This window comes from Chloroflexota bacterium (assembly GCA_015478725.1).
Classification (GTDB): Bacteria; Chloroflexota; Limnocylindria; order Limnocylindrales; family CSP1-4; genus C-114.
Window position 1 is genome coordinate 70,617 of record JADMIG010000011.1, and the last position, 12,573, is coordinate 83,189.

At 70.3% G+C, this 12,573-nt stretch carries 13 protein-coding genes; 3 read left to right on the forward strand and 10 right to left on the reverse strand.

The features are described from left to right. The first annotated feature begins 35 nt into the window (after positions 1-35). Both IVW53_09080 and IVW53_09085 read left to right on the forward strand, forming a co-directional pair. Positions 36-314: a hypothetical protein gene (locus IVW53_09080; protein MBF6605716.1), complete on the forward strand. Its 279-nt coding sequence runs from the start codon at positions 36-38 to the stop codon at positions 312-314. A gap of 16 nt (positions 315-330) precedes the next feature. Further along, positions 331-1,281 (forward strand): LLM class flavin-dependent oxidoreductase, encoded by a 951-nt coding sequence (locus tag IVW53_09085; GenBank protein ID MBF6605717.1) that lies wholly within the window; start codon positions 331-333, stop codon positions 1,279-1,281. On the opposite strand, the gene IVW53_09090 is transcribed toward IVW53_09085, so the two are convergent. Next, positions 1,244-2,248 carry a flippase-like domain-containing protein gene (locus tag IVW53_09090; GenBank protein ID MBF6605718.1) on the reverse strand — a complete coding sequence of 335 codons (1,005 nt, stop codon included), beginning with the start codon at positions 2,246-2,248 and terminating at the stop codon, positions 1,244-1,246. The two genes, IVW53_09085 and IVW53_09090, sit on opposite strands and share 38 nt — an antisense overlap. 52 nt (positions 2,249-2,300) lie before the next feature. Continuing rightward, positions 2,301-3,029 carry a glycosyltransferase family 2 protein gene (locus tag IVW53_09095; GenBank protein MBF6605719.1) on the reverse strand — a complete coding sequence of 243 codons (729 nt, stop codon included), beginning with the start codon at positions 3,027-3,029 and terminating at the stop codon, positions 2,301-2,303. Between the two features lie 89 nt (positions 3,030-3,118). Between IVW53_09095 and IVW53_09100 the strand changes: the two genes are divergently transcribed. Then, on the forward strand, positions 3,119-3,724 hold the full coding sequence (locus tag IVW53_09100) for a sulfite oxidase-like oxidoreductase (GenBank protein ID MBF6605720.1): 606 nt from the start codon (positions 3,119-3,121) through the stop codon (positions 3,722-3,724). A gap of 29 nt (positions 3,725-3,753) precedes the next feature. On the opposite strand, the gene IVW53_09105 is transcribed toward IVW53_09100, so the two are convergent. From IVW53_09105 to paaC, 8 genes are all read right to left on the reverse strand, one after another. Further along, positions 3,754-5,700, reverse strand: a complete 1,947-nt coding sequence (locus tag IVW53_09105) for an ABC transporter ATP-binding protein (GenBank protein MBF6605721.1) — start codon at positions 5,698-5,700, stop codon at positions 3,754-3,756. Positions 5,701-5,744: 44 nt separating this feature from the next. Beyond that, positions 5,745-7,427: an ABC transporter ATP-binding protein gene (locus IVW53_09110; protein MBF6605722.1), complete on the reverse strand. Its 1,683-nt coding sequence runs from the start codon at positions 7,425-7,427 to the stop codon at positions 5,745-5,747. Positions 7,428-7,480: 53 nt separating this feature from the next. Beyond that, positions 7,481-8,050 carry a MarR family transcriptional regulator gene (locus IVW53_09115; protein ID MBF6605723.1) on the reverse strand — a complete coding sequence of 190 codons (570 nt, stop codon included), beginning with the start codon at positions 8,048-8,050 and terminating at the stop codon, positions 7,481-7,483. Between the two features lie 213 nt (positions 8,051-8,263). After that, on the reverse strand, positions 8,264-8,644 hold the full coding sequence (gene erpA, locus IVW53_09120) for an iron-sulfur cluster insertion protein ErpA (protein ID MBF6605724.1): 381 nt from the start codon (positions 8,642-8,644) through the stop codon (positions 8,264-8,266). 444 nt (positions 8,645-9,088) lie between these two features. Then, the gene (locus IVW53_09125) at positions 9,089-10,315 is read right to left on the reverse strand and encodes an acetyl-CoA C-acyltransferase (GenBank protein MBF6605725.1); all 1,227 of its coding nucleotides are present in this window, start codon (positions 10,313-10,315) and stop codon (positions 9,089-9,091) included. A 14-nt stretch (positions 10,316-10,329) separates the two neighbouring features. Then, a complete protein-coding gene (locus IVW53_09130) occupies positions 10,330-10,968 on the reverse strand; it encodes a hypothetical protein (protein ID MBF6605726.1) in 639 nt (212 codons plus the stop codon). 143 nt (positions 10,969-11,111) lie between these two features. Next, positions 11,112-11,606, reverse strand: coding sequence for a phenylacetate-CoA oxygenase subunit PaaJ (paaJ, locus tag IVW53_09135; GenBank protein ID MBF6605727.1), 495 nt, complete (start codon positions 11,604-11,606; stop codon positions 11,112-11,114). A 29-nt stretch (positions 11,607-11,635) separates the two neighbouring features. Continuing rightward, positions 11,636-12,430, reverse strand: a complete 795-nt coding sequence (gene paaC / locus IVW53_09140) for a phenylacetate-CoA oxygenase subunit PaaC (GenBank protein MBF6605728.1) — start codon at positions 12,428-12,430, stop codon at positions 11,636-11,638. Positions 12,431-12,573: the final 143 nt, after the last annotated feature.

A 12,573-nucleotide genomic window follows, 5' to 3' on the forward strand; every position in this document is an offset into this window, starting at 1 on the left:
GCGGTGATGCGGGGTGCCGCGGCCGTGGCGGTTCGGTGAGCAGTTCGGGGCCCCCAGCCGACGCCGCTCGGGCGGCCGTGCGGGCCACGCTCGAGGAGAAGGGCCACACGGTCGAGGTGACCCGGCGCGCCGTGACCCTGCTCGAGCAGGCGTTCGCCGCCGACGCGCTCGTTCGGACGCCGGTCCTCGACCGGATGCTCGCCGATCTCGCGGTCGCGCTCGAGCAGGACGACGGCCAGAAGCTCGGCGGCAAGAGCGCCGAGGCGGCACGATTCATCAGCCGGGCGATCGCCCGCGAACTCGACGACGCCTGACGACATGGAGGAACGCATGACGGATCTGAAGCTCGGCATCCTGCTCTGGAGCCAGGGGGCGACGTGGCGGGAGATGCTCGACGGCGCCCGCCGCGTCGACGCCCTCGGCTACGACCACCTCTGGACGTGGGACCACATCAACGCGATCTTCGGTGACTGGGACCAGCCGATCTTCGAGGGGTGGGCCGTCCTCGACGCATGGGCGATGGCGACGGAGCGCACGCGGCTCGGCCTCCTCGTCGGCGCGAACACCTTCCGGAACCCCGGGATCCAGGCGAAGAACGCGACGACGCTCGACCATATCAGCGGCGGCCGGGCGATCCTCGGCGTCGGCGGCGCCTGGTTCGAGACAGAGCACACGGCGCATGGCATCGAATTCGGCTCGGGCTTCGGCCAGCGGCTCGACTGGCTCGACGAATCGGTCGGCCTCATCCGCCGGCTCCTCGACGGCGAGGTCGTCACCTCGACTCCGGGTGGCCACTATGCGATGACCGGCGCCCACCAGCTGCCGCTCCCCGTCCAGCGGCGACTGCCGATCATGATCGGCGGCAGCGGCGAGAAGAAGACGCTCCGCACGGTCGCCAGGTACGCTGACATGTGGAACGCGATGGGCACGGTCGAGGAGATGGCGCACAAGGCGGACGTCCTGCGGCGCCATTGCGATGACGTGGGTCGCGACCCGGCCGAGATCGAGTTCACGCTCGGCGTCAAGCTCACGATCCGCGATTCGGTGGCGGAGGCGGAGCGCGTATGGAAGTCGGCCCTCGAGCACAACCGGACGCCGCTGGCCGAGGTCGCCGACGACGTGACGTTCTGGAACGGGACGCCCGAGCAGATCGCGGAGCGTCTGGCCCCCTATGCGGAGCTCGGCTTCCGGACCATCATCTCCGAACAGCTCGCGCCCTACGACACGGAGACGCTCGAACGATTCATCGGTCAGGTGAAGCCGCTCGTGGCTCGGGGCTGAGCGTCGGATCGCCGGTTCGACGCCCTCCCCATCCGACCTTCAGGAGCGCCGCCCCTCCACCGATGGACGTGACGAGGAGCACGGCGGCGTGGCTGAGGATCGCGAGCGCGACCGCCTTCTCCCGATCCAGCCCGAAGGTCGAGGCGATGGCCACCGCCGCCAGGTCGAACGTCCCGAGGTTGCCCGGCCCTGACGGGATCGCCGTCGCGAGCGCCACCCCGGACGCGAGCAGCGCGGCCTGCGCGGTCGTCAGCTGCACGCCGAGCGCCTGACCCGCGGCGGCGAACGCGATGACCGTCGCCGTCCAGGCGAAGGCGCTGAGCACGAGCGCCTCGACGAGTGTCCGCGGCCGGCTCGCGACGGCCAGTCCGTCGTGCAGCTTGCGCCCGAGGTCCGCGACCCGCGGCCAGCGGTCCACGAGCGCGACGACTCGTTCCACGCCCGGCAGGCGGTGGGCGACCACGAGGACGGCGAGTCCGACAACGAGGAGCGCCGTGACGGCGAGTCCGAGCAGGACGGCGTTCGCGACGAGCCCGCGGACCTGGAGGACGACGATGGCGAGCGCCGCGATCGAGACGACGACCGCGGTGTCGACGACGCGCTCGACCACGACCGTGCCGAGTGCCGTCGTCCGGCTCACGCCCTCCCGATCCCCGAGGTAGTGGCAGCGGACGAGCTCGCCGAGACGCGCCGGCAGGACGTTGTTCGCGAGGTAGCCGATGAGGAGGTACTCCACCATCCGGCGGTACGGGACATGACGGACCGGCTCGAGCAGCCGCCCCCAGCGCACGCCGCGCGTCACGAGATCGACGGCGATGCCCGCGACCATCACCGCGAGCCAGCCTGGCGTCGCCGAGCGGAGGATGTCCGCGACCTGCCCCAGGTCCACGCCGCGAAGGATGACGACGAGCGTGACGACGGAGATGAGGATCCCGACCAGGGCTCGGAGGACGCCGCCTCTCGTCAATCGGCACCGCGCTTCACGGCCGGCGGCTGGCTGACGCTAGCCTTCGGCGAGCTCACGGGTTCCGCTTCCGGGCGCTGAGCTTCGGAGATCGGCGGAGGCGCAGCCGATGGAGGAGATAGCGGGCGACGACGCGGAGCGTCGAGAGGCCGTACACGACGCTGCGGCTGAAGCCCACCGAGCTCGCCTCCTCGAAATACCGCGTCGGCACGCCGATCTCCCCGATCCGACCCCCGAGTCCCGCGGCGACCACCTGCGCGATGAGCTCCTGGTCGAAGACGAAGTCGTCGCTGTTGAGGTGGTAGGGGATCGTCTCCAGGACCCGCCGGCTGTACGCCCGAAGCCCCGTGTGATACTCGGAGAGCCGGAGCCCGAAGGCCGCGTTCTCCACGCCGGTGAGGAAGCGGTTGCTCAGGTACTTCCAGCGAGGCATCCCACCGGCGAGCGGATCGCCGAGGAAGCGGCTGCCGAGCATGAGGTCGCGCGACCCGTCGACGATCGGGGCGATGAGTGCCGGGATCCGTGTCGCGTCGTACTGGTAGTCCGGGTGGAGCATGACGACCACGTCGGCACCCGCCTCGAGAGCGGCGTCGTAGCACGTCTTCTGGTTGCCGCCGTACCCCCGGTTCTGCTGGTGGATGATGACGTCGAGGCCGAGCTGACGGGCGACCTCGACCGTCTCGTCCCCGGAGACGTCGTCCACGAGGATGATCCGGTCGACGAGCGGATGGGGGATGTCCGCGTATGTCCGCTCGAGCGTTCGGGCGGCGTTGTAGGCGGGCATGACGATGACGACGCGCACCGACGAAGGGTAGCGCGTCATGCGGGACGGCTTCTGTGGGACGATGGTCCCGCGCGGAGAGGGAGGACGAGATGTTCGAGCGACTGTTCGGCGGCCGGGAGCAGGACCCGGCCATGGCGGAACGGATCCCGCCCGGCCAGTACCGGACCACGAAGTTCCCGGTCCTCCACTACGGGTCAGTGCCGAAGACGGACCTCGCCCACTGGGATCTCAAGGTCTGGGGCGAGGTGGACTCGCCGTTCACCCTCACCTGGGAGCAGTTCAGGGCGCTCCCCCGGAAGACCGTCGGCACGGACATCCACTGCGTGACCCGCTGGTCGAAGCTGGACACGACCTGGGAGGGCGTCCCGATCCAGGAGATCCTCCGCCTCGCCGGTGTCCGGCCTGCGGCCACCCACGTCCTCGCCCATTCCGAGCAGGGCTACACCGCGAACCTCCCGATCGCGGTGCTCGACGATGACGATGTCCTCCTCGCCGACACCTTCGACGGTGCCGAGCTCGAGCTCGAGCACGGCTGGCCGCTCCGGTTGCTCGTCCCGAAGCGGTATTTCTGGAAGAGCGCGAAGTGGATCCGCGGCCTCGAGTTCCTCGACCACGACATCCTCGGCTTCTGGGAGCGGTACGGCTACAACAACGACGCCGACCCCTGGCAGGAGGAGCGCTACAGCGACGGCTGAGCGCGTCGCCGCGACCGGCCGCGAAGCGCTCAGCTCGCCTCGGCGAGCGCCTCCGCGAACTGGCTGTTGTACAGGTCGAAGTAGAAGCCGCGCCGGGCGAGCAGGCTCTCGTGGTCCCCCTGCTCGACGATGTGGCCGTGATCCATGACGAGGATCGTGTGGGCGTCGCGGATCGTCGAGAGGCGGTGGGCGATGACGAACGTCGTCCGGCCGCGCATGAGGCGCGCCATCGCCCGCTGGATGAGGACCTCCGTGCGGGTGTCGACGGAGCTCGTCGCCTCGTCGAGGATGAGGATCGGCGGATCGGCGAGGAACGCCCGGGCGATCGTGAGGAGCTGCTTCTCGCCGGCCGAGACGTTGGATGCATCGTCGTCGATGACGGTGTCGTACCCGTCCTGGAGCGTCCGCACGAAATGGTCGACGTGCGCCGCATCCGCCGCGGCGAGGATCTCCTCCTCGGTCGCGTCGAGCCGCCCATAGGCGATGTTCTCCCGGATCGTTCCGTGGAACAGCCAGGTGTCCTGGAGGACCATGCCGAACGACTCCCGGAGATCGTCGCGGGTGAGGTCGCGCGTATCGATCCCGTCGACCGCGATCCCTCCGCCGTCGAGCTCGTAGAACCGCATGAGGAGGTTGACGAGGGTCGTCTTCCCCGCGCCCGTCGGGCCGACGATCGCGACGGTTCGTCCCGCCTCCACCGTGAGAGCGAGATCGTCGATGAGCGGCTGCTCCGGTTCGTAGCGGAACGAGACGCCCTCGAACGCGACCGCCCCCTCCGCGCGGCCGAGGACGCGCGCATCCACCGGATCGGGGATCTCCTCCGCTTCATCGAGGAGCTCGAAGACCCGCTCGGCGGAGGCGACCGCGGACTGCAGGACGTTGACGATGCTCGCCGTCTGGATGATCGGGAAGGTGAACTGGCGGGAGTACTGGATGAACGCGACGACGTCGCCGAGCGACATCTGGCCGGACGCCACGCGAAGGCCGCCGATGACGGCGATCGCGACGTAGTTGAGGTTCGAGATGAGGCTCATCGCCGGCTGGATGATCCCGGAGATGAACTGCGCTCGATAGCTGGCCTGGTAGAGCCGCTCGTTCTCCTCGTCGAAGTGGTCGATCGCCTCCCGCTGGCGACCGAAGACCTTGACGATCGAATGCCCCGTGTGCATCTCCTCGACGTGGCCGTTGAGGGCGCCCGTGGAGGTCCACTGGGCGACGAACTGGCGCTGTGAACGGCCGACCACGAGGACCGTCACGCCGAGCGACAGCGGCACCGCGAGGAGCGACACGACCGCGAGGATCGGGCTGATCGTCAGCATCATGATGAGGACCCCGACGATCGTGAGGAGCGACGTGATGAGCTGGGTGAGGCTCTGCTGGACGGACTGCCCGATGTTGTCGATGTCGTTCGTGACCCGGCTGAGGAGGTCGCCCCGCGAGTGGCCATCGAAGTAGCGGAGCGGCAGCCGCCCGAGCTTGAGGTCCACGTCGCGGCGGAGTCGGTAGATGCTTCGCTGCGTGACGCCGGCCATGATGTACCCCTGCATCCAGCTGAAGATCGAGCTCACGACATAGATGCCGATGAGGAGCAGGAGGAGACTCCCGAGGGCGCCGAAATCGATGCCGACCCCAGGGGTCAGATGCATGCTCGCGAGCATGTCCGCCAGCTGACCCTGACCCTGGGCCCGGAAACCGGCGACCACCTGCGCCTGGCTCTCGCCGGCCGGGAGTCGCGAGCCGAGCGCACCCTCGAAGATCAGGTTCGTCGCCTGGCCGAGGATCCGCGGGCCGAAGATCGCGAACGTCACGCTGACGACCGCGAGGGCGATGACGAGGGCGATGAGCGGCGCTTCCGGTCGCAGGTGGCCCACGAGCCGCCGCAGCGAACCCCGGAAATCGCGCGACTTCGCCGGCGGCAGCCCCATCCCCATGCCCATCATCGGGCCGCGCGGACCGCCGCCCGGTCGACCGCCCATGCCGGGTCCACTCGCCGCTGGACCGCCGGCGCCCGGCCTGCCGCTCATGCGACCGCCTCCGCCTCGGACAGCTGCGAGAAGACGATCTCGCGGTATGTCTCGTTGTCCTCGAGGAGCTCGCGGTGCGTCCCGATCCCGACGATCCGGCCCGCGTCCATGACGACGATCCGGTCGGCGTTCATGATCGTCCCCACCCGCTGGGCCACGATGATGACCGTCGCCCAGCCGAGGTCGCGGGCGAGGGCGACCCGGAGTCGAGCGTCGGTGCTGAAATCGAGGGCCGAGAAACTGTCGTCGAAGACGAAGATGCCGGCCCGCTTCACGAGCGCCCGGGCGATCGAGAGGCGCTGTCGCTGGCCACCCGAGACGTTCGCGCCGCCCTGGGTGATCGGCGCTTCGAGCTGATCCTCCATCGCCTCGACGAAGTCGCGACCCTGCGCGATCTCGAGGGCGCGCCACAGCTCCTCGTCCGTGGCGGCCTCGTCGCCGAAGCGGAGGTTGCTCGCGACCGTCCCACTGAAGAGGAACGCTTTCTGGGGGATGACCCCGATCCTCGACCACAGGTCGTCGCGGGCCATCGCTCGCACCTCGATGCCATCGACGAGGACGGCTCCCGCCGTCGCGTCGTAGAAGCGCGGGATGAGGTTGACGAGGGTGGACTTGCCGCTGCCGGTGCTGCCGACGATCGCCGTGGTCTCGCCCGGGCGGGCGGTGAACGTGATCCCCCGCAGGACTGGCTGCTCGGCGCCCGGATAGCGGAATTCGACATCGCGGAACTCGACCATGCCCCGGCTGTCGGGCGGGCCGAGGGTGGCGGGAGACTCCGGATCCCGGATCGTCGGGACGGTGTCGAGGACCTCCACGATCCGGCCGGCCGACACCGCGCCCCGCGGGATGAGGATGAACATGAAGACCGCGGTCAGGACGGCGAAGAGGATCTGGGTGAGGTACTGGAGGAAGGCCGTGAGATTGCCGATCGGCATCGCGCCGTCACTGACCCGGAAGGCTCCGAACCACATGACCGCGACCGTCGAGAGGTTGAGGATCGCGGTCATCGTCGGGATCGTCACCGCGAACAGGCGGTTGACCCGGACGGTCGTGTCGAAGAGATCGCGGCTCGCGACGTCGAATCGGTGTTCTTCGTGGCCCGTGCGCACGAAGGCCCGGATGACCCGCACGCCCGAGAGCGTCTCGCGCATCACCTGGTTGATCCGGTCGATCTTCACCTGCATCGCCCGGAAGAGCGGGATCGCCCGGCTCATGACGAGCCCGATCACTGCCGCCATGAGCGGCAGCACCACGACGAGGAGCCCGGACAGCGGGACATCCGTCCGGAGCGCCATGAAGATGCCGCCGACGATGAGGATCGGGGCGGAGATCATCACCGTCAGGGCCATGAAGACGACGGTCTGGACCTGCAGGACGTCGTTCGTGTTGCGGGTGATGAGCGAGGCGGGCCCGAAGTGATTGACCTCCACCTGCGAGAAGGTCTGGACCTTCATGAAGATCGCGCTCCGGACGTCGCGGCCAAAGCCCATCGCCACGCGCGCACCCCAGTAGACCGCGAGGAGCGCGGCGGCGGCGAGGACGGCGGTGACGCCGAGCATGAGCGCGCCGACCCGCAGGATGTGCCCGTTGTCGCCCTTGGCGATGCCGTTGTTGATGATGTCGGCGTTGAGATCGGGAAGGTAGAGGTTGCCGAGCGCGCCGATGAGGAGCAGGCCCATGACGAGCGCGAGCGGCGCGATGTAAGGTCGGAGGTAGGTGCGAAGGAGCGCGATCACGGCCTGGCGGCCCCCGATGCAGGGGGGCCTGCAGGTACGTCCCCGTCCGAAGCCGCGGGATCGTCCGCAGCCGGAGCCGCGTGGCCGGCGGCGATGCGGGCTCGATGCATGGCCCGGATCCCGACGAGGAAGCCGCGCAGCTCCTCGTCGCTCAGATGCTCGAGGACGGCCGCCAGGCGGGCCCGTCGCTGCGCCGCGAGGTCGAGGAAGACCGCGGCCCCGGCATGCGTCGGGTGGACGACGACGATCCGGCGGTCGTCGTCTCCGTGCCGCCGCTCGACCAGGCCGCGCTGCTCCATCCGATCGACGATCCCGGTGGTGCTCGCGACCGAGACATCGAGGAAGACAGCGAGTCGGCTCATCGACAGAGGACCCTCCGCCTCGAGCACCGCGAGTGCATGGAGGTGGATGAGACTGAGCGAGCCGCGAAGCCAGCTCTTGAACGCCGTCATCTGCTCGCGCGGGTTCGACACGATCGTGAGCTCGGCCAGCAGCTCCTCGACGATCTGCTGACGATCGTCAGAGGCCGGGAGTTCGGTCTGTGTCGCGCTGACCTTCAATGGCACCTAGATAATCTATCTCAGACTGTCAATAGGGCATCGGCGCGGCCGCCCGGAACGTCGCGGGTTCGGCGGGTCGGCGCGGCCGCCCGGAACGTCCCTATTTCGGCCCCCCGGCGCGGCCGCCGACAAGGGAGAGCCGCCGGTCGGCGGAACCGGCGGCTCGGGATGTGCGATGGTCGGAGGCGCCTCACGGCGCCGCGGGGGGGGTCGGAGAGATCAGTGCGAGCAGGACCGCGCAGTGCCCGCGTCATCCGCGGTGCGGAAGCTCGATCCGCAGCCGCACGCGGCGACCGCATTCGGATTGTTCACCGTGAAGCCGGCGCCCATGAGCGTGTCGACATAGTCGATCTGCGCGCCCTTGAGAAGATCGATGCTCTTGCCGTCCACGTAGACCCTGACGCCGTTCGCCTCGAGGAGCTTGTCGTCCTCGGCGGGGCTGTCCTCGATCATCATCCCGTAGCGGAAGCCCGAGCATCCGCCGGAGTACACGTAGACGCGAAGCCCGACGTTCGGGTTCGCCTCCTCGGCCGTCAGTTCGCGGAGCTTCGTGGCCGCCGCGTCGGTGAGGCTGAGGGGGGTCGTCTGGGCTTCGAGCATCGTGGTGGGTCCTCCTTCGGAGGCGGGTCGCGCTGGGTACTGGGGCGCCGATGCGTCCGCGTTCCGCCCATCGTACGCACGTCAAGAAGTTTCGACAAGCACCGACGCTTGCGCCACCCGGGACGCAGCTCCCGACGGGCAGGTGCGTGGAGCGCCCGGAGCCACCAACGACCGCCGAGCCGCGGTGTCCGCGACCGTTCCGGCCGCCAGCGTCGTGGGAATCTCGTGCGCTCATCGGAGGAACGTTGGAGCGACTGGCGGCCCTCGTCACGTGTCGTGCGCTCATCCAGGGAACGCATGAGCGCGATCCGGCCCTCCAGGCACCGCCGCGCGACACGAACGTTCCGGGGATGAGCGGATGAGAGGCCCCGACGCGCGGCAGGGCCTCCGACGCGCGGCAGGGCCTCCGACGGACGGCAGGGCCTCCGACGGGCGGCAGGGCCGCTACTCGAGGCGTTCGACCACGGTCGCGATCCCCTGCCCCACGCCGATGCACATCGTCGCGAGACCATAGCGACCGCCCGTCCGGCGAAGCTCGTGGACGAGCATCGTGATGAGGCGCGCGCCGCTCATCCCGAGGGGGTGCCCGAGCGCGATCGCCCCGCCGTTGACGTTGACTTTCGCGGGGTCGAATCCGAGTTCATCCATGCACGCGACCGACTGGGACGCGAAGGCCTCGTTGATCTCGACGAGGTCCAGATCGCCGACCTCGAGCCCGGCGCGGGCGAGCGCCTTCCGGGTCGCCGGAACGGGACCGATCCCCATCACTGCCGGATCGACGCCGGCCACGGCCGTCGCGACGACTCGCGCCATCGGACGGAGGCCGAGCTCCCTCGCGGCGCCGGCCTCGGCGAGGAGCACGGCGGATGCCCCGTCGTTGATGCCGGAGCTGTTGCCGGCAGTGACCGACCCTCCGTCCCGAAACGCCGGCCGGAGCTTCGCCAGCGCCTCGGCGGACGTGTCCGTCCGCGGGTGCTCGTCGCGATCCACGACGATCGGCTCGCCGCGTCGTTGCGGCACCGTGATCGGCACGATCTGGCCGGCGAACCGGCCTGCCTCCATGGCCGCGACGGCGCGCCGATGGCTCTCGAGAGCGAACGCATCCTGACGCGCCCGATCGACGGTCCACCGCTCGGCGACGTTCTCGCCGGTCTCGCCCATCGAATACGGGTGGTGGAGGGCCGCGAGCGCGGGATTGACGAACCGCCAGCCGAGGGTCGTGTCCTGGAGCTCGCGCGGGCCTCGATCCCACGCCGCGTCCGCCTTGGCCATGACATACGGAGCCCTGGTCATCGATTCGACGCCGCCGCCGATGAAGACGTCGCCGTCGCCCACCGCGATCGCGTGGGCAGCCGAGTTGATCGCCTGGAGCCCGCTCCCGCAGAGCCGATTGACTGTCAGCCCAGCCACCTCGACGGGCAACCCGGCGAGGAGCGATGCCATCCGGGCGACGTCGCGGTTGTCCTCGCCTGCCTGGTTCGCGCAACCGAGGATGACGTCCTCGATGCGGCTCGGATCGATCCCCGAGCGGTCGACCACGGCACGGATGACGATCGCGGCGAGGTCATCCGGCCGGACGGCGGCGAGGGCGCCGCCGTAGCGGCCGATGGGACTCCGGACCGCCTCGATGATCCACGGATCCCGGAGCGCCCGGTGCCGATCGCGGATCATCGAGCGCGCTCCTCCTACGGCAGGGCGGAGATCGCCTGGCCGGCCTCGGCATCCGTCGCGCCGCTGACGCCGAACAGGATGTCGCCCTTGACGTAGAAGTACACCGCCCCGCTGCTCTCCGCGAGCTTGGTGACGGTCTTTCCGCCGAGCGAGACCTGCGAGCCGCCGGCCGCCATCGCCGCGAGGACCGTCGAGAACATCGTCGCGTTCACGCCCTGGACACGGTAGGCGAAGAACGACACCGAGCACGTGGAGGGCGTGGTCGACTCGGCGAGGGCGATCGATACCGCGCCGCCGCCGCCGGCGAGGGCGCCGAACGCCCCGATCATCGGGTTCGCGGACGCCGCGGCGCTCGTGTTCCCGGCGTAGCTCTGCTTCATGACCGGCGCCCCGCATGCCGAGGACGGCAGCATCGCCTCGAGGTCCGGGGCTTGATTGATGAGTCCGGACGGGATGGCCCCACCGCCGCCTGCCGCCTGTGACGGGGCCACCGACACGGGTGCCTGCGAGGCGGGGGCTGCCGCGGACGGCGCGACGGTTGGCCCGATGGAGGCCGTCGGCGCTGGAGTCGCAGAGCTCCCGCACGCGGCGAAGAGGAACGCCGCGGCGAGCGGCACGACCGCGACGCGGGCTCGACGGACTGGACTGATCATCGGATGCCTCCCTCAGACGAGGGTGCGGCGTCTGTCCTGGCGCGGACGCCGCCGGGCTCGTCGGCGACGGCCATCCTACTCCAGGCGTCGAGGCCGAGACCAGGCGTCGATGCTCACACAACGGACGATCGCAGGGCGGGCGATCAGAGCACCTTGACCTGCTCGAACGGCTGACGACACGCGGTGCAGTAGCGGATCTGGCGGCAGAGGGTCGGGCCGAACGCGTTCTCGAGGACCGTCCTCGAGGAGCCACAGTACGGGCACGGGGCCGGGACGTCGACCTCGATCGGGGTCGACGCCGGGAGGGGCGGTCCGATGCCGCTCCGGCGGAGCGCCGCGCGGCCCGTCGAGCTGATCCGATCGCTCGACCACGGTCCGGCGTGGCTCACGCGGACGTCGATCGTGCGGTCCGGGGCGAGCGTGGCGAGCCGATCGCGGACAGCGGCGCACATGAGTTCGAGGGCCGGACAGCCGAGGAAGGTCGGGATGAGCTCGACCACGATCCGATCCGGCGCGACCTCCACGGATCGGACGACCCCGAGGTCCACGAGTCCGATGGCCGGCAGCTCGGGATCGGGGATCGCCGCGAGCGCCGCGAGGACCTCGGACGTGGTGACCTCCGTCGGGGTCGAGACCACCTCGAACGCGGTCACCACGTCGCGGCCGGTCACCACGTCGCGGCCGGATCGATGCGGCGGACTGCGGTGAATTCGGCGTGAAGCCGGCGGAAGGCGTCGGAATGGTCGCTGCGGACCGGCTCGGCGGCCCGCGGCCGCGGCGGCACCGGGAGCCGGGCGCGAGCGAGCACCGGGGCGATCGCTTCGCGCCATCGCCGATCGAGCTCCGCCGACGGCAGCGGAAGGATGCCCGCCTCGACGAGCGACGCCTCACCGGGGAGCGGCGCGAGGACGGTGGCGGCGTCCGGCCCGAGATCCTCCCAGGCCGCGAGCAGCCGGGCGCGTGCCTCGCCGCCGGCCGCGGCGAGCCGCTCGAGCCACGTTCCGACATGAAGTCGGTGGTATCGCTCCTCGCGGGCGATGAGCGCGGCGAGCTCGGCGAGCGGCTGCCACGAAGATCCGGCGAGCGATCCGATCCGGATCCCGTCAGCCGTGTCGTACAGCCAGCGTCGAGCGATCGTCGCCGCCCAGTCGCCCCGCGGATGGTCGAGGAGCCGGGCGTGACGATACTCCGCCGGCGATCGATCGTAGGCGATCGCATCGGGGTCGCGATCGGTCAGCCGTCCGAGGAGCGCATAGAGCGCCGCGGCGTGGCCGAGCTCGTCCTGGGCGATCGAGCTGAGGGCGACGTCCTCCTCGAGGATCGGCGCGATGCCGGTCCACTCGGAGTCGGCGAACCCGAGGACGAATTCGTCGTCGGCCAGCGCGAGGAGCAGCCCGGCGAGGGCGTCACGGACCTCAGGCGCGAGATCGGCGCCGATGGAAGGCGCGAGCGGCGACGTCATGCCGATCGCCATCCGACGGCGGGACCGCGATCCGAGCGTTCCCGCGACCCGATCACCGGTCCCGTACCTTGGCCGCTCCCGGGCGCTCGGCCGCTCCCGGGCGCTCGGCCGCTCCCGGGCGCTCGGCCGCTCCCGGGCGCTCG